Genomic DNA, 19,540 nt, shown 5'->3' on the forward strand with positions numbered 1-19,540 from the left:
TGCACGCGGCTGTTTTTAAAGCAGCCTTGGCAATCGGCCGCGCCTGTTCAAGCCGGTTGGTGCTGGCTGTCGGCGTTCCTGAAACAAAAAGGTTGCCGGATCGCGACCGAGCGCATCGCCGACGGCGGCGATCGTATCGACACTGATATTGCCAGCCGCGCGCTCAAGCTTTGTGAAAGTGATCTCCGAGACGCCCAGTAACTCCGCCATTTGATAGCGGAGCAGATTGCGGCGCTCACGCTCGCTGTTGATGATGTCGGCAAGGCGCGCGCGGATCGATTTTTCGGTGAGCTTGTGCGCCCACGGTTCCAGCTCGGCGCCGCCGACCAGAATTGTCGCGATCGACACCTCGAGCGCCTGGGCCATCTGCTCGACTGTGCGCAGCGTCACGTTGTTTCGTTTTCTCATGGTGCGAATGTAGGTGCGGTATGCCAGACCTTGACCCGGCGACGTCTTGAACAGTTCCGCCATGTGTTGATGGGGAAGCTCTCGCTTCTGGCGCTCGGCTTCGAGGAACCACGCGATATTGTCCCGAAGCGGGTTGTTCACCTCGCCCGCTTCGTTTGGCAGCATGAATCTATGTATTCGCACGAACCCGCCTGTTCGGTCTGCCCTTCTCCTGGGCCAAAAACCATAGTAAAGTGTCAAAAACCCTCAGAGGAAAAGAGCCCTCACCATGCTCAAATGTCTCGTTGTGGGCGCTGCCGCGATCGCGGGCACCGCATCTGTTCCGTCCCAAACATTCGCATCCGAGTGGGGGTGTCAGGTCCTGCTTTGTCTGTCTGGTGACTGGCAGGGCACGCCCTCTTGTCATCCGCCGATAGATCGGCTGATCGACGCCATGGGCTTGCCCGGGTTTTCGTGGCCGACTTGCCCGCAGACCAATTCGTCCGGCGCCGGCTACGACCCGTATGAGGCCTGCCCGCAGGGGTGGACGCCTTACGCGCCGGCCAGCGACCGGCCGGGACAAGGCCAGGCCAGCATGTGCCGAATCGCGGCCGGCAATCTCGGTCAGCCTGCCAGCTTTGGAGCGCGGCACGGTCAGGCCGATGGACGCTTGACGGGGACAATCCAGCTCGGCGACCGCACCGTGCCGGTCCAGCTTACCAATGTCTCCAGCGGAGCACATAACGATCGAACGACCACCTATTACGACATTCAACGCCCGCGCCGCGCGAAGCCTTACTACATCGACTACGACGACGCGAACGGGCTGCGGCAGCGCACCTGGTTCAACCTTAGCAGACCGTAAGCTCGAGTCACTCCGGCTGGCTAAATTAGTTGCACGAAATGAGGGAGTTACCCCGATGAAAAGCGTCAACAGGTTCACCATTCATGGCAATGTCGGGTCGGTAGCGCCCTTCGACAAAAGCACGAGGGTCAACATTGCCACCAATCGCAATTGGCGCGACGAACAAGGCCATCCCAAGGAAGCCACTGATTGGGTCCAGGTGACGGTCCTGGAGGAGAAGCAAGCCGCCTGGGTGGCGGAGAACGCCAAGCCCGGCGATGTGGTCTTGGTCGAAGGCCGCATCAGCAACAACTCTTTCAAGCGCAACGGCGAAACCGTCTATACGACGGACCTTATCGCGTCGACGTTCAACGTTTTTCCGAAGCCGTAATCATGTTCAATGCGGGGGCCCTTATCATGGCGGCGGCATCCGGAACATTGGTCGGCATAGGCGGCGCGCTCGCATTCTATCCGACTCAAGGCCAGCTCTCCGCGGCGATTGCGTCCGAGCCGGCACTGTGTGCGAAACTGGCCGCGTCCGGCCTTGAGATTCCATCGCCGGCCGAGGCTTTGGGCGCTTTCCGGCGAGCGAAAAATACTGATCAAGCGACGTTGCGCATCGGAGAGTGCTCGAAGAACATCATGGGACCTGGCGTGCAATGCGCCGTGAAGTACAAGCTTCGCACATCCTGGAAAGGCGAAGGTGATGGCGTTGTCGCGTTCTCCAGGGGACCGGATGGCTGGCAAGCAGTGCAGCTGCAATAATGTCTGCCTGCGAAGGTCCGGATTCGGCGCAGCTCTGCGGTCGATCAGTACGCCCCTCCAAATCCTTCCTGCGGTTATCGCCCGCTGGTGGCACCGGGCCTATCTGACCCGCAATCCGGTCCGTCCCGTCGAAGCATCTTCTTTTGTGTCGCCGCAATTCCCATGCCCAAAGAGCCGGAGCCGGAGCGCGCCTCCAATAGCGCCGTAGGGACGGCGGAGGCCGGAGATAACGGGCCGCTGGCAGGAAGCCCTGCCGTCCCTGGCGCGGGCCCGGTTCGCGGCGTTCACTTGTGTGGGGTGCAATAGACGCCTTGGGATTCCAAAAGGACGGCGCCACCCTTCAATTCAGTGAGGGCACCCACCCAGGCGTCGGAATAGGTGCGACTGGCGTCCACCGCCGTCAGCCAGATGACGCGGTTGTCGGCAAGCTCCACCTTGACCTCGCTTTGCAGAGGGCTTGCCTGCACCGTTTGTTGATAATGCCGCTTGATGCGCACATCGCCCCTCGCAAACTCGATATTGTTGTTGTCGTAGTTGAGCAGGAATGAAGCATCCCCTTTTGCGACCTTGCAGGAGCCGTCGCGTTCACACACGATTTTTGCTGCCGTAGCGCAATCCCATCGCAGCCCGGCGGGCCACATCGGATTGCTGCCGGTCGCCTTGGACTGATCCCCTGGAGCGGCGGCGCCGACGCTCGCAGCCGCCGCTACGGCCACCAATACTGCCCTAATCATCCGTTCCGCACACCTTACTGTTCGGCACCATCAAGATCAGCTCGCGCTGGCGCATCATGCCGACGGAGGCAAGCGCGCTGTAATGCGCCAGCGTGGCGGCTGCCGCATCAAGCGCGGCCTCGCAGCCGTTTCGCGTCGAGATCTCGGCTAATGCTGCCCTGAACATCACTGTCCTGTCCGGCTGATCGCTCATAAATTGACACTACACTTTGGGTTCAGTTATGACAATCGCCGGGCAGGCGGTTGGCATAAAAGCGGTTCATCGAGGACCCCGAGCTATGATCATATCTGCCGCTATCGCCAAAGGTGGCACTGGCAAATCGACCCTGCTGCGCGCGCTCGCCTCGGTCGCCCTTAATCGCGGCTACGCGGTGACACTCATCGACGGCGACGTTCGCCAGAACATGAGCCGGTGGGCTCAGATGCTCAAGGAGGCCGGCAATCGTCCCGAGACACTCCAGCTCGTCAGCGCCACGACGCCGCGCGAGATCCTGGAGGCGGCAGAACTGCATAATGGCGAGCGTAGCGTGGTGCTGATCGACACCGAAGGCACCACGAACGACAACCTCATGGCCGGGCTATTTGCCGCCGATATCGTGGTGGTGCCGATCTTCTTCGCGCTCGATGACGTGACCGCAGCAATCCAGATCACCGACCACTACATTCCGCTCGCGGTCGAAACACGCGGCCGACCGCTGCCAGCCGTGTTTGTCCTGACGAAACAGACCATCATCGATGCGAAGGCGAGAGCCTTGAGCGAACTGCGCGCAATTATTCAGGCGAACGGCACGCCGATCGCCGACCATGCGCTGCAAAACCGTGTCGCCTATCGGGACCTGCAAAGCGGCCAGACACTCTACAGCCCAGACCAGCCCGACCCGAAGGCGATTGCCGAAAGTGAAGGGGTCTTCGACGATGTCCTCAAGACCTTCACCGAAGCAATGAGGCAGGCGGCATGACCGAGAAAGGCCTCCCGGACACACAAAACGACAAGAAGGCTCGCATGATGCGAGCGATAACTGAGCCGCCGGCGCTTCCGAGCATGTTCATCGCTCCGAAATCCGATTCCGCCCCCCAGCCGCTTGCCGCCGCATCTGCGGTGGCATCGGAGGCTGAAGCTGCGCCGGCGGTTCATCGGCCGGACTTCCGTAAAATGTTGCGACAGGGCCAGAAAAAGGATCCGGTTGCCGGCAAGAAGATCCGCGAAGAGGAAATGGTGCGCTGCGGCTATTACCTTACGGCCGGCGAACAGCGGCAATTTAAGCTGCTCGCCATCAGCAACGGCCACAGCATGACCGAGCTGCTGCGCCAAGCGGTGCAGGACTACATCAAGGCCCATAAGCACAAGCTGCCGAACGATTAGGACAGCCCGCCCCGGGGCATGTCCCCACAAGGTTCCAGAGAGCGCTGCGGGCCACACGGCCGAGGCCGGGCCATCGATGCTCGGCCCGGGGCAAATCAGCCGTGCTCGCCGGCCTGGGGCGCGTGACTCAGCTTATGCGCTTTACCTAACCCACAAGGGTCCCGCGATTCCCGGTCGCTCGCGCTCACGTTCCCTGCTCTATGCGATTTGTCTCCATGTTAGCATGATATTTCCGCAGCAAGGCAACATGTTGAGTTAGAGACATGTCGCTAAGTTGGCTTGTCTCCAAGTTGAAAATGCAAAATGTCTCTGGGGAAACGTGTTTCCTTGCTAATGTTTACAGATTATTTCGAAAGGAAAGCTCTGGGCAGCCAGAATGAGACCTCAAAGGTATTTCTGTAATGTTGGTTTTTGTCTTTGGCAGGATAGCCTTTTTTGTGTTACACACGAAAAAATAGCGGCGCGGCCCAAGGGCCTTAGCGCCCGCAAGCGGGCTTGAAGATGAGACCCAACAGTGGCCAAGCAGAAAGTCAGAACGCATCCCGTCGCTATGGCGAAGTCCTGCATGTGCGCTTCTCAAGCCTCGAACTGGAGCGGCTGCGCACTATGGCTGATGGGGAATCGGTGACGGTCAGCGAAGTCGTTCGCCGCCTTGTGAGGTCCGAGGCGGGCTTTCTGCCGGCAGCGACGGGGGAACTGCGACCATCCATCGAGGAGGCCACCGACCAGCTTCGCCGTGTCGGTGTGAATTTCAACCAGGCGGTCCGCGCGATGAACGAGGGCCGGGTGCCGTATGACGCAGACCTCGAGCACGCCTTGATCGCCGTTGGCGAGCTCGTGCGTCGTTTCCGCGAAGAACTAAAGGCGATGATTGCGAGGCCGCGCAAGCGAAGCGAGGGCAAGGCATGAGTGGCCGTCTCGTCGGATACGCTGCCGAGATCGAACGCTATTTGCGCGTACCCGGCGCCGGCGATCTCGAGGACCTCGAGGAGGATAAGCCTTTGCAATCGGCCGGCCGGGAGACGGCCGATCGTCAAGCGATGAACATCCGTGCGAGCGGGCTCGCCCCGGCCCTCTCGGCGTCGCCTATGGCTGGTGCGCAATGGTCGACGGCGAGCGCAAGGCACCCGGGAGCGAGCCCCCGCGTCGCGAAGGCACCTGTTTCGTCCTCAGGTCGAGGCGGACCGCCCAGCGCGAAACCGCCGTCTGTGGGCACCAGCGGGAGCTTGCGCTCAACCAGCGACGCAAAAGGCGCCATAGCGATTTTCGACCTCGCACTCGGCGCTTTCGTCAAGGAAGAGGAAGAAGAATGGCGGCGCCGTGGCGGGGGCGGCGGAAGGTCGGGCGCGCTCCCGTCCGCTCGACACTTCGCCCGGTCGACGCTTGAGGCGAGAGCGGTTGCGGCGCGAGCGGCCTATGCCGCGGGGGCACAGCCGGCCGTGTTCAAGGTTCTTTCGAGCGTGGCCAATGGTAAACAGGCTGGCGCCCTGCTTACCTATATCGGCACACGCGCCAATGAACAGGGCGAGAAGCGCGATATCGAGATCTTCACCGATAGCGGACAGGGGGTCGCCAACGCGCAGGACCGTCGCGGCTTCCTGCACCAATTCAGCCAGACCTTCGAGCCGCAGCTTGAGAATACGAATTTCATTGAGGTGCGGTTCGAGCTCCCCGGCGACGTCACGGACCAAGCGCTTGGCCAGGCGTTGAATGGGGCCTTCGGATCAAAGCCCTTCGTCTATGCTCGCACCGGCGACAGCGTCGCCGTTTATGGCCACACAGGAGAACGCGCCGGACCGCTTGCCAAGATCTTGGCCGCGGGGCGTGCAAACTCGCGCAGCAAAGCGCTCGACAAGATTGAAGCCGGCTTGGACGAAGCCATGGGGAAGGCCGGAATTCGCGCGGCAGCGGAAGTGACCGCAGCCGTCGGTAACGAGCGCAAGGCGCAATACTTTCTGCAAAAATTCATTCGATCGCACGATCAGGTTCGCCAGGCGAATGGACAGGCGGTTTCCAGCAAACAGCCGACGAAGGCGGCCGCGACGATCTATGAGCAATGGCGGCCACAACTTTCCGGCCGGGAGCGGCGCAATGCCTATCACCTGCTTTTCTCTGCCCGGGCTGGTACGGACGCGCAAGCCATCATGGCGGTCGCGCGGGCGGTGCTCGAGGAGCGCGCGCCCGGGCACAAATTCGTGCTCGCCCACCATGCCGAGACGAAGCACGTCCATATCCACGCCATGGTGCAGGCGCGGTCGGCCGACGGCGAGCGGCTGACATTCTACAAGGCGGATCTCCACGCCTGGCGGGAAGCCTACGCGGAGAAGGCGCGCGAACATGGCATAGCGATGGTCGCAACCCGCCGGTACGATCACGCAATGAGCCGACCGTATACGAAGGAACATGCGGGCGCCTACAAGCGCGCGCAGAACGACCCGCGCTACCAGGTCAGTGACAAGACCGTCGCGCGCGTGGAGGACAAACGGCAGCGTCGAATGGATCGCGGATTGCTGGTCGCCAATGGCGGAGTGATCGCCGTCGTGTGGCAGCAGACGGCCGCCGTGATGCGGGCGGCTGGCGTCACCGGCCAAGCCCTGACTGCAGCCGAGGCGATCGGCAACACTATCCTCCAGATTCATGCGCGCAGGGCAGGCGAGAAGCCTGCTGCTGGCGTCTCCAAAGATGGCGGAGGACCGGGGCGGACCCCGTCGTTCTTGTCCCATCCCGGCATGAAAGAATTGACCAGGCTGATAGGAGCTACCGAAATGGCGCAGACACCTTTGGAAATGCGGCAGAAGATGGCGCGTGTGAACCAGGCATTGGATCAGATGCGGGACACGCTCCCAAACGCTGAGCAACCTCGTTTCGAGCAATACCGCGAGGGCGTGAGCGACAAAATGCACGATCGTCTCGCCCGGCTCCAGTTCGAGCAGCAAAAGGGCGCGGGCGGAGGTGGGGAGGCCGCGCCTGAAAGAGAGGCGCGCGGCCGCGATTTGCCGGCCCGAGAAGACACGCGTCAGCCCGAGACCTCGGCGCGACATGCCGAGAAGGAGGGGCAACGCGTTCAGCAGCAGAAAGACTTAGCTAAGCAAAAGGGCCGGCAGGCCGATGATCAGGACCGCAAGACACAGCGCAGCCAGGACAACGAATACGAGCGCTGAGCGCTTATCCTTCGAAGGTAGGCCCGGTTTCGGGAGAAGACATGCTTAATTCAAGCCCTTAGACAGGGCGCGCGAGTCCTTTTCAGGCGCCCTGTTTTATGTGCGGCCACCGCGCGCCGCCAAACCCAATGGCCGGGTCTTTGCCGCCTAAAGTCAACTCTTCTCAGCGGAAACGGAGCTTGTTGGACCACCAACAATGACCGCCGCCGCGCGGTTGTCGGACGGGATCACTCGTCCACGACATCCGGCAATGCTTCCGCGACGACGCTTAAATTGCGGTCGAAAGTTTCGGCATCGGCCGACTGCGGACGGAAAGATTTAGCCTCGGCGAGAATGGCCGCAATCATGGCCTCTTTTTGCGGCGAGATCCTGGTCGCCGCCGCCCGGGCAGCCAAAGCCGAAAAGTCGACAGCCTGTGAAGCAACGGGCGCCGCTGCCGACGGGATATGGCTCGCCTCAATCCCGGCTGCCTTTTGCGAGGCGGACAAGCGACGGCGAGCGACTGGCGGCTCGGCACGCCCAACCTTTGCAGCGAACGTCGCACCGCGCTGCAGCCGCGACCGTGTGATGCCGGAGCGGTAGCGTGGCCCAACCGGCACGATCGACTGGACGGGCCGGGAGGGGAGGGCAGCGGGGGCAGCGACGGGTTTGGTTCCCTTTGCATCCGTCCTTTCCGGCAGCACCATGAAAGCCCGCTTGGAGAGCTCCCGATCCGCGAAATAGAAATTCCGGGTTGCAAGGATTGCGTTTTCGCCGCGCGGCAGAATGACGACCTTGCTCTTGTCCATGGTACGGATCTCGTCCGGACGCATCAGTGGCCGACGCACTTGCTTGCTGTGAACGGAGCGCGTGTAATAGGTGTCGAAAAGGCTGGCCTGCGTCCTCGTGACGTCCTTCTGGGGTTCGGACGTTTCGCCTATCTGCTCGGAGACGTAGCGCAGATCGTCGGTCTCCTGGGCGCCGAAGAAGATCTGGACACGGGCAGCGTTGATCAGCGTTTCGCGGCTTTCCTTGCGGTAGATCTCGTCGATCGATTTGAGCGACTGGACGAAAAACCACATCGGCACGCCGTGGCCGCCAAGCACGGTCGCCATGTCCGTCACATTCTCAAGCTTGCCGAGGTTCTGAAATTCATCGAGCAGGACAAGCACCTGGTGCTCGCCGGGGCGCGGCATGGATTCGGACATGAAGTTCATCATCTGCGTGATGAGCACGTTGAACAGCGGGCCCAGCGAAGCCATCTGCTCGCGCCGAAAATCGAGATAGAGCGAAACCCGTTTGCTCTTGAGATTGCGGATGTCGAAGGAGCTCCGCGCAGTTGCCCGCATCAGTCGCTCGTTCAGGAATGGCGCCATGCCGGTGCGCACGCCAGCATAGAGGCCGGAAAACTGCTTCTCCGCCATATCCGCGTAGGGCAGAAGCGTCTGCAGCGTGAAATTCGAGACTTCCTGCCGGCGGGTGTCGCGCAGGCTTGCCAGGAACTCCAGGATCGGCTCATCGGCGCCGTTCATGATCCTGAGGATGGTGGCAAAGCTGCGGTTTTCGTCGGCGATCTGCGGGGACTCCATGACGTAAGAGGCGATGCCGGTGAAGAGGAGGCGCGCATCGTTGACCCAATAGGGATCAGCGTTCGCAGGCGGTCGCGGAAAGAGCGCGGCCGCCATGTTGCGCAGGTCGATGTCCCGCTGGGCCGAATCGAGCGAAATGAAGTCCATCGGGTTATAGAAGGCGGTGTTGCCGTCGCGGTCGGCCGGCGCGAAGCGGACGACCTGGCTGAAGGTGGCCCGATAACCGGCCGTGGCTTCATAGGTCTCGCCGCGCAGATCGAGCACGACCAGCGAATGGGGCCACATCAGCGCGTTGGGGATGATCAGCGCTGCGCCTTTGCCCGACCTTGGCGGTCCGATGACGAAGCCGCCGACGTCATCGCCGTCGATCCACAGTTTCTTGCCACCGCGAACTTTCGGGCGCGTCAGGCGCAATTTGCCGGTGCGCCGATCGCGGTGCGGGGCGAAGACGTTGGCCAGTCTGCCGCCGGCGCGTCCGATGAAGATGCCCCTCGGCTTCAGCAGGCCAGCCCGGCGAACGTCCGCCATCGACATGAATTTTGCGTCGTTGCGCTTGGGTGGCCGCATAAAGAATGCGACGGCGAGTGGCAGGACGAAGCCGAATAGGGCCGCGGCGCCGGCATATTGAAGCTTTGCGAAGCGACCAGCTTTCAGGTCCGTCCAGGCGTAGCCGAAGACTGGCCGCGGGTCCGCGTTGATGCTGTCGAAGAGAAAATGCGATCCGGTCCTGTACCAGTCGGTCGCCGCGTATGCGACCACAAACAGCAAGGCGCCCAGCGCCACGGCCATCAAGGCCAGGAAGATCCTGCCGGCGATCTTTTCCATAGTGCGCCCCCGTCAGATCGTCTCAGCCTTTGTGAATTTGATTTCGCTGATCGATCGGCTTCCGCCTTCGCCGCGCACCATTTGCACGACCACCGGGATCACCTCGCGCAGGTAGTCAAGGATCTCGGTGCGAGAGAGCCCGACATTGCTTTGCATAACCATGAGGGCCAGGCGCTCATAGGCCGAGCGGGCCGAATTGGCGTGAACGGTTGTCAGCGAACCAGGATGGCCGGTGTTGATGGCTTGCAGGAAGGAAAATGTCTCGGCACCGCGCAGCTCGCCAAGCAGCAGCCGGTCGGGCCGCATGCGCAATGACGCCTCGAGCAACTGTTGCGGCGTAACCCTGGCAAGGCCCTGGTCGCCTTTCGAGGCGAGCAGCGTCACGGTGTTGCCAGTCGCCGGCTTGAGTTCGCGGGTATCCTCGATGGTTATGATGCGCTCATGAGAGGGAATGATCTTCAACAACGCATTGAGGAAGGTTGTCTTGCCGGTCGACGTGCCGCCGGCGACAATCAATGAAATGCGATTGCGAACCGCATATTGCAGAAATTCAAACGGCGAGGTGTCGTTGAGCATCTCGGCGAGCTGCTTTTCTTCAGCGGAGAGCGCGAGGCCACTGCCCATCTCGGTCTGTTCGAAGGCGCCCATTTTTGCGTAGTCGCCAAGCGTCATGTCCATGATGACCTGCTTGCGGATGGAGATCGCGCCGCCATCTGGTGCCGCCGGCGGCAGCACGCATTGAAAACGTTCGCCCGAGGGGAGAGCGGCCGACAAGACCGGCGTTACTTCGTTGACGACCTGGTTGGTGGCCGAAGCGACGCCGACTGAGACCGAGCGAATCCAGTTTCTGGTGAGCTCGCGTTTGACGACGTGCTCCATCTCCTTTGTACCCAGGCGCTCGATGAAAACTTCGCCGGGTCGGTTGATGGCGATTTCAGAAACCGCTTCTTCCTCCATGTAGGGCCAGATCGGTTCGAGTTCTGCGCGCAGCACCGGTGCGCGCGCCCAAGGGTTCGGCACAGGCTGCACATTCATCTGGCCGGAGTCCCATACTCTGGATAGTCCGGATCAGCCTCAGCCTTCGGCGTCATGAAGAGCGGCGTCGGATCGAGCGCCTTTGCCGGCTTTCCGCCGCGCTTCAGTCGAGCCAGCTCCTCTTCTACTGGATCGGCATAGAGCTCGGAAAAATCCAGATCCCGGCGCACGAAGACGATGATCGGCGTGCCCTGGTCAACGTAGATGGTCGGCGGGATGTTTTGTGTGTCGCGGAACGCCTCTTGCGCCAGCTGCTGCAGCGCCGTCGAGGATTTGTCGAAGGCGATGCCGCGGACATCGCGTTGTGAACCCGAGCCGCCATAGGTGGTCGTGACCGTCTGCCCTGTGACGGGGTCAACGGTCGTCACCTGCCGTTCCTGGCTGTCGCTGCCATTGTTGGCAAGGGAGGACAGGTACTCCGAAAAGCCGCCAACGACCGAAAGCATGATCGCGTTGCCGTAGCGTTCGAGCCAATGCGTATCGACGCGGCCGCCGAGACCGCCCCGTCCGAGACGGTCGGCGCCAGGCGAGGCAATGTCGACCGACACGCCGTCGGAACGTATGACCCGGTTCCAGACGATGAACACACGCTTTTGCCCGCGCGCGATTCCCGAACGATATTCGCCGGTGAGCCGAGAGCCTTTTGGGATCAGAATGCGGCGGCCGTCGAGCGAATAGACGTCTTCGCGCGCCACCGCGCGAACCATGCCGGGCAGATCGGTGTTGATGGCGGTTTCCAGAAATCCGCGGATCATCGTGCCTTCAGGGATCAACGCATCGGTGCGACGGAAAACCCGCGCCTTCGCCGTCGCGTTCGAATGGGTTTCCGATTGCGCGAGGAAGGCTTTGTTCGGATCGTTGTCGGCGCCCGGCACTGGAACAAGCTGACCGTCGGCGGCGATCTGTGCCTGGGCCGGCTGATCGTGCCCGGCGGCCGGGTTTGCTTGCTCGCTGGTAATCATCTGGTTTGACCGCAGGCGCTCCCACATTGCCTTTTGCCGCTCAGCCTCCTCCGCCTTCCGGCGCGCCTCCTCGTCGGCCGCTTGCTTGCGGCGGGCCTCCTCTTCTTCGGCTTTGCGGCGCGCCTGCTCGGCCGCCAATTGGGCTTCGATCGCGCGCCGCTGCGCGTCGAGATCGGCGCCCTGCTCAACCGTCTGATCGACATTGTCGGCCTGTTGCTTGTTGGCTTCGCCTTCCACGGGCGGCGGAACGACAATCTGATCGATTGTCTTGTCAGCCGCTTGTGGCGTCTCGGCCAGCGCCGGCGGGCGAAATTCAGGCGGGTTGAAATTGTCGTTGGCATCCGAGGCCGCATCGCGAGAACGCGGCTCGCGGGGCCAATTGATCCAGATGAGCGCGATGGCCACGATCAGCCCCGCGGCGACCATGGCGACTTTTGTGCCTGTTCCGGCATAGCGTCTCGCAACGGTCGGACCGCCATCAAGCTCGTTATAGTCGATGTTGCTCATCTATCGTCCCCTCGCGGTCGGGGAAGTGAAGGGGCCGGACCCGCGCACCAGCTTCTTCGGCCCGTAGACGGCGGAGACGGGATCCGCCTTGGACGGCCGGGCTCGATTGTAGAGGCAGAGCGCTTTGCCGTCGGCCCTCAGCGTAAATTGCCGGCCGACCTTGTCGACGATCGTGTATTTTCCCTGGGTCCGTTGATTGACCAGCGATTCATGGCCTTTTTCGTCGACGACGAAGATGGCCGGGATGTCGCCCGTGAACTCCAGGAACATCTTGGTGCCGTCGTCGAAAGCAACGCGCGGCTTAAGGCCATCATCGCCGGCATAGACGTAATCGTAGTTGAGATCGGCATAGTTGAGGTTCTTGAGATCGGGATCGGCAGCACTTTGCTGGGCCTCGGAAAGCAGGCGCGCGTTTTGATCCTCATCCGCGTATTTGAACCGGACCTGGAACGACGCACGATCGCGCTCGCTGTCGGTGGCTTTGAGCAGCAACGAATAGACGCGCCGGTCGGTAATGACGTTGACATTCGTCCAGGCATCCCGTTCAAGCGGCTTGATGAAGAGAAACCGCGAGCCGCGTTTGGGCACGATCGACCAGCCTTTCGTGTCGCCAGCCGAAACGGTCTCGATCACCTCGGACGCGCTGAGCTCAATCATCGTCGAGACGCCGAGCGCGGCGTTGACCGTGGTCACATTGTCATTGTCGAAAGGCACGTAGCGGATGCGATAGTCCCGCGCGGCAGCGGAGCTGGCCGAGCCAAGCAAAATCAGCAGCGACAGGGCGGCGCCAATGTGGGTCTTCATTGCGCGCTCCCTGCCGTCGGCGCGGACTCCTGATCGCGACGGTATTCCGTCACCTGAAAGCCAAGCGGATTGTCGAAGCGCCATTCGTTTTTGATCGGCGTCGTCGTGTAACGGAATTTGACCACGGCCACCCAATTGTCGGTCGTGGAAGAATTCTCGCGGCGCGTCGTGGTCGAAAACCGCACCGACGCCGTCGTGCTGTTGAGCAGCGACACCGACTTGACGTCGACGGAAATGGTCACGTTGCGCCCGTAGACCTTGTCGAGCGACTGCGCGTTGGACGGCGTGTAAGCCCAAGTCAAATCGCTGGACGCCGTTCCCGTCGAATAAAGCTGCGCCAGATCGTAGTTCTGCTTGATCTCGCGCGCGTCATAGGTTTCGCGAGCGCGAATATAGCGAACGAGATTGGCGGCCGTGACCGCCTCATTCTGCGACAGATCGCCGGGTTTCAGCGCGCGCGCAACTTCGAGATATCCGGTCGTCTTGTCGACCTCGATGACATAGGGCTCGAATTGCTTGAGCGGAAGGATGAGCACGAGCGTTAGCAATGACAGGCCCGCAACCACACTCGCGACGCCGCTGACAAGCCACGCCAGCGTGCGCGAACGTCTGATAGACCGGTGTGTGTCGTCCTCCCATGTTGCGCCGGCCTGATAGTAGCGCTGGTCAACGAGTTTGCCGGTCTCGGCGGGGATGCTTGCCTGCATTTTTGTCACTTTACTTTAGCCTCACGTCCAAGCTCCCACTGCGGCCCTCGAGCAGCACTTCTCAGGCGGATGTTTGCGCCTCTAGGCCAACGGCCTCGCGTTATCGCGCGCCGCTTGCTGAATGGATGATCGCGCCGCCTCGCTGGTGCGGGATAATCTCAGCCGCTGCCACCGGTTGGCGACAAACCGCGTGCCACGCGCGACATTGCCGGGCACATTGCCATAGGAGCGGTATGCGCCGACGGTGCTTAGATACCCGCCACCGTTCAGGATCGAGGCGATCGCCGGGATCTGCATCAGCACATAGATGCCGATGATCGTGACCAGGACCAGTGGCAGGACCATCGACATCTTGTTGTCGACGCTGGCGCCTCCCGAGGTGGCAGTGTTCAAGGCCAGATTGACCAGCGAAAAATAAAAGCCCAGGAAGCCGTAGATGAGGATTTGCTGGATAATCAGATAGGTGGTGAGCGAAATGAATCCCTCGCTCATCCGGGTTGACCACCGGTAGAGCCAAAGCACAATCCAGACCGGCGCCAGCGCCAAAGTGATGAACAGCATGATCTTGGCCGCGATGATTGCCGCGATGGCAAGCGCCGAGAAGATGATGGCGGCCAGAAGCACGATGGTGGAAAGCAGCGCGCCGAATATGTCGTAAAAAGTGCCGCTGTAGACCTCATTGGCAACATCCTGGGCACCGCGGTAGAGATTGTCGATCAGTGCCGGGATCGCATCTTGATCCGAGAGCTGGTTGCCGGTGGCGCGCGAGACGGCACCGACGATGATCTTGCCGATTTCGCTCGGCACGGCTTGCACGAGCTTGTAGATCGTCTCGGAGAACGTCCCCCATCCATTCAGCAGCAGATAGATGACGACCGCACGACCGAGGCGGTACGCCGACTCGATCGGAGAGATCGCCTCGCGGCCGCTGAGGATCGAGTAGCCCCACCAGATGATATAGAGGGTGAGCATGAGCGCGAAGACATTCCCCAGCGCATAGCCGAGCTGCATGTAGACGCTGGAGACAAAGCCCCGTCCGACGTCATCGATGCCGCCCAGAATGCTTGTCGCCAACCCGTTCATCCAGCCTCGACAACACGATCGAAGAGCGGCGCGTTGACCGGCTTTAGGGGTCCGCAGCTCGTATCGCCAGCATAGGCCAACGGCGCGCAAGGCGCCTTGAGCTCGCGACCTGGCCCGGCGCAGCCGCCCAGCATGACGCTCGCTACCGTTGCGGCGATCACGCCGACCCGCCGCCACCAGGCTGGCATCCGTTTCGCTCGGCACCTCACGATCAGTTCCCGCTTGTGCCGAAATTTTCGAACGGATTGACTTGCGCCGGCGTCATCAGCTTTTGCACCTGGCTTTGCCGCAACAGCCGGGTCTTCATTTCCTCGTTGAGCGCGGCGACGGCGCCGTTCTGGACGCCGATGAGCTCGTTGACCGCGCGTGCGTTCTCGAGCTGCATGCGCGTGTTTTGATCGACCGAGCCTTTGACGTCCTCGGACTGTCCGATCTGGCCGCTGGCCGACTGCAACGACTGTTCGCGTTGCGCGACGCCTTGTGAGGCCTGCGAGGTGAGGGCGCTCAACAGCGAGGCGACGTTGACGCTGCCACTATAGGCAGTGTTGACGGCACTGCTGCCGTTGCCACTGATCTGCTGGAGTTGCTTGACCAGCTGCAGGCCGTTGATGACCGCGCCGGCGATCTTCTGGATTTGCGGCGACAGCCCGCCGAAAGACAGCGCGCCGCCATTGAGGATCGATCCGAAGCTCGGCGCTTGCGCAATCGACATGTTGCCGCCCAGGCCCATCTGGCCGATGCCGAGAGAGCCGTTGCGGCTGCCCGTCAACGCTTGCAGGATCTGATTGCTCTTCTCGAGGATGTCCTTGTTGGAGCCCATGATCGAATTGGTGTTGTCCGCGTTCTGGCGGGCAATGTCCAAATTCGCATTGTCGATGACGGCGATCTGCGCATGAGCGGCGCTCGCCAAAAATGCCATCCCTGCTGCGATAAAGATTTTTCTCACTCTCAGACCTCCTATTCCTGGATTGCTTCAATCGCGCGCGCCGCGCCGGTCGGATCGGCGTTGATCTGCACCGACTGCGCGTTCCCCGAAACGCCCTCGGCGCCCAGGCCCGCACAGGGTAGCCATTGGCTTCGATCGATCCGTAGCCGTTGCAGCTCGGCCGGGTCGCATGAAAATGGATTTGGGGATCCACCTTGCGGCGGCGTGATGGTCCGCGCGGTCTGCGAGGCTCCGACGTTGTTCAACGAAAGAAACTGACCGAGCAGGGCGGTGAAGTCCGAGGCCTGACCGATATATTGGCCGGTCACACCGGCATTAAGACTTCGAGCGGACGAGTTGAGCTCCCAGGCGTCCTTGTAGTCACCCACCTGTCCGACGCCGCCGGCAAGCGCGTCGATCCGCGAGGAATTGGCCGACACCTGTGCGGAGCTGGTGTCGAGGTCGGCCGCGGCTGTGGAGACGGAATCGAGGGCGCCGCTTTGAGCGGCCCCGCCCGGTCCGCTCGAGGTCACGATGCTGACCGCCGGCGGGGCCGCCGGCGGCGCCTGTCCGCTGGAGACGTAATTGTCGAAGGTGCCGTGCCATCGGCCGACGCCCGAGGCCCACTCAGCCTGTTCGGCGGCATTGGAGCCGTTATAGAAACTCGCCAGGCAGCTGTAGTTGCTGGCGCCACACTGCGCGACGCCTTTGCCGAGATATTTGACGCCGCCCTCGATGTTTTGCTCGTTGATGTCGCGATCGAAGCCGAGCTGCCTGCCAGTTCCTTTTGTCAGTTGCATCACGCCCTTGACGCCGGTGTGCGAGCCGGCACAGCTGTCCAGGCGGGATTCCTGGTAGGCGACCGACAGCGCCAGCCCCTCCGGAACGCCATATTTTTGCGCATAGTGACGGATGAGCTTTGCGTTTTCGGCGTCGCGGCTCAGCGCCTCGCCAGGCGAGCGGCTGAACATCTGCGACCTGTACTTGTTCGTATAGGTGCAAACGAGGCTCTTTTTCTTCTCCTTCTCGTCGGATTTGGTTTCTTCCGACTTCGTGCTGTGCTCTTCGTCCTGCGCGCGCTGATCCAGATTGGAATTGTCGATGACGGCGATCTGGGCCAGCGCCGGGAGAGCCGCCATCTGCCCAGGCATGATCGCGGCAGCGGCGATCAGGGTGCTAAGCCGCTTCTTCATGCTCTCTCTCCCATCCGCAAAGGTATGGCAGCCACGCTTCCGGCTCTTGCCCGTAAGTCTCGCGCAGCCGTTCGCATTCCTTGATGCTGGCTTCGTTGGTCGACAGCACCTTGACGAGGTCGGGCATGGCCGAGAGGTCGAGCTTCGCCACGACGGAATCGCTGTCGTGCTTGACCAGGAACGTGCGCGTTTCCTTGGGCGTACGGCGCACGAATTCGAACTCCTTCGCCGTCAGCGAAAAGCGCGCCATGTAGGTATCTTTGCTCGCCTTCGGATTGGGGAAAAAGATGTTGGTTTTCGTCTGCTCGATCAGCGAGGACGAGATCGACGAGTTGACCACATCCTCGGCCGTCTGGGTGCCAAAGCCGACGACGCCGTTGCGCCGGCGGATCGTTTTCAGCGTCTCGTTGATGAAGGCGGAAAACACCTCGTCATCGAGCAGCTTCCAGCCTTCATCGAGGAACATCAGAAGCGGCGTGCCATCGATGATCTCTTCGAGCCGATGGAAGATGTAGAGCAGGGCGGCCGAGCGCAATTTCTTGTCGGCCAGGATTTTTGTCATGTCGAACCCGACCACCGGCTTCGAGAAATCGACGAGATCGACGGGGTTGTTGAAAAGCCAGCCCTTGTCGCCAGGGTCGAGCCACGGTTCAATCCGCGCCGCGAGATCGTTCATTCCTGGCGCCAGCGAGCCGCGCAGCACTTCCGGCAGCAACTCGAACGTGCGCTGTTGGCGCGGGATCTTGTAGACCTTGTCGACGGCCGTGTTGATCACGCGCATTTCCGCCACGTCGAGCGAAGCGTCGTCAGGGGTGAGCAAGTAGCGTAGCAGCCCTTCCAGAAACGTGCGGTTTTCTGCAGTGTCTTCCAACTGGAGCGGCGCAAAGCCGGTGGCCTGCATCGGCTCCATGACCTCGTAGCGGCCGCCGAGCGCGCGAATGAAAAGCTCGGCGCCGCGCATATAGTCGAAGTAGACGCATCGCGGTCGCGGCGAAATCCTCATTGCCTGCGCCATCAGGAACGACAGCACGACCGTCTTGCCCGAACCGGTCGGACCGAAAACAGTGAAATGGCCGACGTCGTGAACGTGAAAGTTGAAATAATAGGCTGTCTGGCTGGTCGTCTCGAGCAGCGCGATTGGCCGCTTCCAGTGCAGTCCCTCACGCTGGCCTGAGGGAAAATTGTGACCCGAGAACAACCCGGCAAAGTTCAGCGACGAGATGAGGGCGCGGCGCGCAATGTAGCTGAAATTGCCGGGCAGCTGTGCCCAAAACGCAAGTTCGGTGTTGAGCGTTTCCCGCACCGGCACGATCGACATGCGCGCCAGTTCGGCCGTGATGTCGGACAGGGAGCGGTTGAGCCCTTGGATGTCGGCAGCCAGCGCCATCACCGTCATGTGGTGCTGCCCGAAAACAACCTCGCCACCGGCAAGCTTGTCAGCGCCGGCGTGCACCGAATCCTCGACCGTGGTCCCGGCCTCATCCGAACCGCTGACCTGGTTCGAGATCGTGTTGATGCGGCGCATGGCCGTCACGCGATCCTCAATCGCGAATGACTGCGTCAGGATGAATTCATGCGGCAGCCGCAACAGACCGTCCAGCGACCCGGGTGCCGTGAAGGGAGGGTATTCCTTGATCGACACCATGGCGCCAATCTTGGTTGGCTGCGCTCCACTGATCTCCAGAGCGGACTTGCCGAAGAAGATTTGCCGGGTCGCACAGGCGCTCGCCAAGCTCATGCGCGGCAGCGGCATTTCGACATCAGCGCCGCCGGCAAGGATCTTGGCGATGAATTCGGCGGGTTCGGAAAACAGGCTGTCGCGCCGTGTCACCACGCCCAAGAGCCGCGCGCCATAGGCGGAAAAGTCCTTGACCACGCCGTTGAGGACATCGTGCAGTTCGGCCATGGCCTCTTCACGTGTCTCTTCGCCGGCCGTGCTGATGCGGAACGCGTTGAGCGCCCTGTCGACCCAGCCGACACGCCCGACCATCGGCCGGCGGATCAGCGTCAAAAAGGCCTCGTTGACGAACAGGTTCTTTGAGCCCAGCTCGTCCATGTAGCGGGCATCGAGTTCCGCCACGAAAGGGTTGTCGAAATCCCCTTCGATCTCCGGTGTGACGTGACGCCGGATGATGGTCGCATAGGCGGCAAAACGGGAGGTGGAGAGATTCCGGAATGTCGTGTTGCGATTGAACAGGCGGTTGTTGAGCTCTGCCTGATCCATGGTCTGGAAAGGCAGGCCGCTGAGCTGAATGACCCCGACGAGAAAGCCGCTTTTGGTGACCACCAGATTGTCGTCGATATGGCGCAAATAGGGGACATGCGCCTCGACAGGCTTTTCCCGTTTACGCGCTTTAGCGAATTTCAGGTCGGCGGTTACGGTCACGGCGAATAGCTCCTCGCGCCCCAAAAGCCTGAGTTGGCGACCGCGCCCCGCTTCGACAGCCGGCGCTCGACTATGTGAAAAATGTATGGGTCGCGCTGGCACAGATAGGCGCTGATCAGATGCGTCGCGCTGAACAGGCCGAGGCCGAGCGTGAAGCTGCTGGTCGCGATGAATCCGATGACGGCAGCCATGCCGTTAAGTGCGAACACCTCGTAGCGCACACCCCATTTCATCGGCGGGCGCGTAAAAGGCAGGCTTACCGGTTCGACATAGACCTCTTCATCCTCCATC

General features: G+C 61.6%; 20 protein-coding genes. 7 read left to right on the top strand and 13 right to left on the bottom strand.

Annotated elements, in window-relative coordinates:
- Positions 1-15: 15 nt before the first annotated feature.
- Positions 16-573 (bottom strand): helix-turn-helix transcriptional regulator, encoded by a 558-nt coding sequence (locus EN745_RS02790; protein ID WP_127420489.1) that lies wholly within the window; start codon positions 571-573, stop codon positions 16-18.
- Between the two features lie 103 nt (positions 574-676).
- Between EN745_RS02790 and EN745_RS02795 the strand changes: the two genes are divergently transcribed.
- Genes EN745_RS02795 through EN745_RS02805 form a run of 3 tightly spaced genes read left to right on the top strand, consistent with a single transcriptional unit; the run spans position 677 to position 1,996 of the window.
- Complete coding sequence (locus tag EN745_RS02795) at positions 677-1,252, top strand: hypothetical protein (protein ID WP_127420490.1); 576 nt, start codon at positions 677-679, stop codon at positions 1,250-1,252.
- 55 nt (positions 1,253-1,307) lie between these two features.
- Entirely contained in the window at positions 1,308-1,622 is a 315-nt protein-coding gene (locus tag EN745_RS02800; RefSeq protein WP_127420491.1) for a single-stranded DNA-binding protein, read from the top strand.
- A 26-nt stretch (positions 1,623-1,648) separates the two neighbouring features.
- Complete coding sequence (locus EN745_RS02805; protein WP_127420492.1) at positions 1,649-1,996, top strand: hypothetical protein; 348 nt, start codon at positions 1,649-1,651, stop codon at positions 1,994-1,996.
- 284 nt (positions 1,997-2,280) lie between these two features.
- Here the strand turns inward: EN745_RS02805 and EN745_RS02810 are convergent, their stop codons facing one another.
- Both EN745_RS02810 and EN745_RS35815 read right to left on the bottom strand, forming a co-directional pair.
- Positions 2,281-2,712, bottom strand: coding sequence for a hypothetical protein (locus EN745_RS02810; protein ID WP_245487614.1), 432 nt, complete (start codon positions 2,710-2,712; stop codon positions 2,281-2,283).
- A gap of 10 nt (positions 2,713-2,722) precedes the next feature.
- The gene (locus EN745_RS35815; RefSeq protein WP_145991972.1) at positions 2,723-2,923 is read right to left on the bottom strand and encodes a hypothetical protein; all 201 of its coding nucleotides are present in this window, start codon (positions 2,921-2,923) and stop codon (positions 2,723-2,725) included.
- Positions 2,924-2,951: 28 nt separating this feature from the next.
- Here EN745_RS35815 and EN745_RS02815 point away from each other — a divergent pair, with 28 nt between their 5' ends.
- The 4 genes from EN745_RS02815 (at position 2,952) to EN745_RS02830 (ending at position 7,254) form a co-directional block, all read left to right on the top strand.
- On the top strand, positions 2,952-3,689 hold the full coding sequence (locus EN745_RS02815; RefSeq protein WP_127420493.1) for a ParA family protein: 738 nt from the start codon (positions 2,952-2,954) through the stop codon (positions 3,687-3,689).
- Positions 3,686-4,093: a hypothetical protein gene (locus EN745_RS02820; RefSeq protein WP_127420494.1), complete on the top strand. Its 408-nt coding sequence runs from the start codon at positions 3,686-3,688 to the stop codon at positions 4,091-4,093. The genes EN745_RS02815 and EN745_RS02820 overlap by 4 nt, the downstream gene beginning before the upstream one ends.
- Before the next feature lie 495 nt (positions 4,094-4,588).
- Positions 4,589-5,002, top strand: coding sequence for a hypothetical protein (locus tag EN745_RS02825; RefSeq protein WP_127420495.1), 414 nt, complete (start codon positions 4,589-4,591; stop codon positions 5,000-5,002).
- Entirely contained in the window at positions 4,999-7,254 is a 2,256-nt protein-coding gene (locus EN745_RS02830; protein WP_127420496.1) for a relaxase/mobilization nuclease domain-containing protein, read from the top strand. The genes EN745_RS02825 and EN745_RS02830 overlap by 4 nt, the downstream gene beginning before the upstream one ends.
- A 227-nt stretch (positions 7,255-7,481) precedes the next feature.
- Here the strand turns inward: EN745_RS02830 and EN745_RS02835 are convergent, their stop codons facing one another.
- From EN745_RS02835 to EN745_RS02880, 10 genes are all read right to left on the bottom strand, one after another.
- On the bottom strand, positions 7,482-9,647 hold the full coding sequence (locus EN745_RS02835; protein ID WP_127420497.1) for a type IV secretory system conjugative DNA transfer family protein: 2,166 nt from the start codon (positions 9,645-9,647) through the stop codon (positions 7,482-7,484).
- Between the two features lie 12 nt (positions 9,648-9,659).
- Complete coding sequence (gene virB11 / locus EN745_RS02840) at positions 9,660-10,682, bottom strand: P-type DNA transfer ATPase VirB11 (protein WP_127420498.1); 1,023 nt, start codon at positions 10,680-10,682, stop codon at positions 9,660-9,662.
- Entirely contained in the window at positions 10,679-12,151 is a 1,473-nt protein-coding gene (gene virB10 / locus EN745_RS02845) for a type IV secretion system protein VirB10 (protein ID WP_127420499.1), read from the bottom strand. The genes virB11 and virB10 overlap by 4 nt, the downstream gene beginning before the upstream one ends.
- The gene (locus tag EN745_RS02850; protein WP_189362937.1) at positions 12,152-12,955 is read right to left on the bottom strand and encodes a TrbG/VirB9 family P-type conjugative transfer protein; all 804 of its coding nucleotides are present in this window, start codon (positions 12,953-12,955) and stop codon (positions 12,152-12,154) included.
- The gene (locus EN745_RS02855) at positions 12,952-13,662 is read right to left on the bottom strand and encodes a type IV secretion system protein (RefSeq protein ID WP_127420501.1); all 711 of its coding nucleotides are present in this window, start codon (positions 13,660-13,662) and stop codon (positions 12,952-12,954) included. Before EN745_RS02855 ends, EN745_RS02850 begins: the two co-directional genes overlap by 4 nt.
- Positions 13,663-13,743: 81 nt before the next feature.
- Positions 13,744-14,736 (bottom strand): type IV secretion system protein, encoded by a 993-nt coding sequence (locus EN745_RS02860; protein WP_189362938.1) that lies wholly within the window; start codon positions 14,734-14,736, stop codon positions 13,744-13,746.
- 220 nt (positions 14,737-14,956) lie between these two features.
- Positions 14,957-15,691, bottom strand: coding sequence for a type IV secretion system protein (locus EN745_RS02865; RefSeq protein ID WP_127420503.1), 735 nt, complete (start codon positions 15,689-15,691; stop codon positions 14,957-14,959).
- Between the two features lie 11 nt (positions 15,692-15,702).
- Positions 15,703-16,863: a lytic transglycosylase domain-containing protein gene (locus EN745_RS02870; RefSeq protein ID WP_127420504.1), complete on the bottom strand. Its 1,161-nt coding sequence runs from the start codon at positions 16,861-16,863 to the stop codon at positions 15,703-15,705.
- The gene (locus EN745_RS02875) at positions 16,847-19,249 is read right to left on the bottom strand and encodes a VirB4 family type IV secretion system protein (protein ID WP_127420505.1); all 2,403 of its coding nucleotides are present in this window, start codon (positions 19,247-19,249) and stop codon (positions 16,847-16,849) included. Before EN745_RS02875 ends, EN745_RS02870 begins: the two co-directional genes overlap by 17 nt.
- Complete coding sequence (locus tag EN745_RS02880; RefSeq protein WP_127420506.1) at positions 19,246-19,539, bottom strand: VirB3 family type IV secretion system protein; 294 nt, start codon at positions 19,537-19,539, stop codon at positions 19,246-19,248. Before EN745_RS02880 ends, EN745_RS02875 begins: the two co-directional genes overlap by 4 nt.
- Position 19,540: the final 1 nt, after the last annotated feature.

This window comes from Mesorhizobium sp. M4A.F.Ca.ET.022.05.2.1 (assembly GCF_003998845.1).
In the GTDB taxonomy this organism is placed as follows: domain Bacteria; phylum Pseudomonadota; class Alphaproteobacteria; order Rhizobiales; family Rhizobiaceae; genus Mesorhizobium.

What these genes read in the sequence shown, in the direction of transcription:
- EN745_RS02790 (WP_127420489.1), bottom strand. Translation starts at nt 573, where the DNA reads ATGCTGCCAAACGAAGCGGGCGAGGTGAACAACCCGCTTCGGGACAAT.
- EN745_RS02795 (WP_127420490.1), top strand. Translation starts at nt 677, where the DNA reads ATGCTCAAATGTCTCGTTGTGGGCGCTGCCGCGATCGCGGGCACCGCA.
- EN745_RS02800 (WP_127420491.1), top strand. Translation starts at nt 1,308, where the DNA reads ATGAAAAGCGTCAACAGGTTCACCATTCATGGCAATGTCGGGTCGGTA.
- EN745_RS02805 (WP_127420492.1), top strand. Translation starts at nt 1,649, where the DNA reads ATGGCGGCGGCATCCGGAACATTGGTCGGCATAGGCGGCGCGCTCGCA.
- EN745_RS35815 (WP_145991972.1), bottom strand. Translation starts at nt 2,923, where the DNA reads ATGAGCGATCAGCCGGACAGGACAGTGATGTTCAGGGCAGCATTAGCC.
- EN745_RS02815 (WP_127420493.1), top strand. Translation starts at nt 2,952, where the DNA reads ATGACAATCGCCGGGCAGGCGGTTGGCATAAAAGCGGTTCATCGAGGA.
- EN745_RS02820 (WP_127420494.1), top strand. Translation starts at nt 3,686, where the DNA reads ATGACCGAGAAAGGCCTCCCGGACACACAAAACGACAAGAAGGCTCGC.
- EN745_RS02830 (WP_127420496.1), top strand. Translation starts at nt 4,999, where the DNA reads ATGAGTGGCCGTCTCGTCGGATACGCTGCCGAGATCGAACGCTATTTG.
- EN745_RS02835 (WP_127420497.1), bottom strand. Translation starts at nt 9,647, where the DNA reads ATGGAAAAGATCGCCGGCAGGATCTTCCTGGCCTTGATGGCCGTGGCG.
- virB11 (WP_127420498.1), bottom strand. Translation starts at nt 10,682, where the DNA reads ATGAATGTGCAGCCTGTGCCGAACCCTTGGGCGCGCGCACCGGTGCTG.
- virB10 (WP_127420499.1), bottom strand. Translation starts at nt 12,151, where the DNA reads ATGAGCAACATCGACTATAACGAGCTTGATGGCGGTCCGACCGTTGCG.
- EN745_RS02850 (WP_189362937.1), bottom strand. Translation starts at nt 12,955, where the DNA reads ATGAAGACCCACATTGGCGCCGCCCTGTCGCTGCTGATTTTGCTTGGC.
- EN745_RS02855 (WP_127420501.1), bottom strand. Translation starts at nt 13,662, where the DNA reads ATGCAGGCAAGCATCCCCGCCGAGACCGGCAAACTCGTTGACCAGCGC.
- EN745_RS02870 (WP_127420504.1), bottom strand. Translation starts at nt 16,863, where the DNA reads ATGAAGAAGCGGCTTAGCACCCTGATCGCCGCTGCCGCGATCATGCCT.
- EN745_RS02880 (WP_127420506.1), bottom strand. Translation starts at nt 19,539, where the DNA reads ATGGAGGATGAAGAGGTCTATGTCGAACCGGTAAGCCTGCCTTTTACG.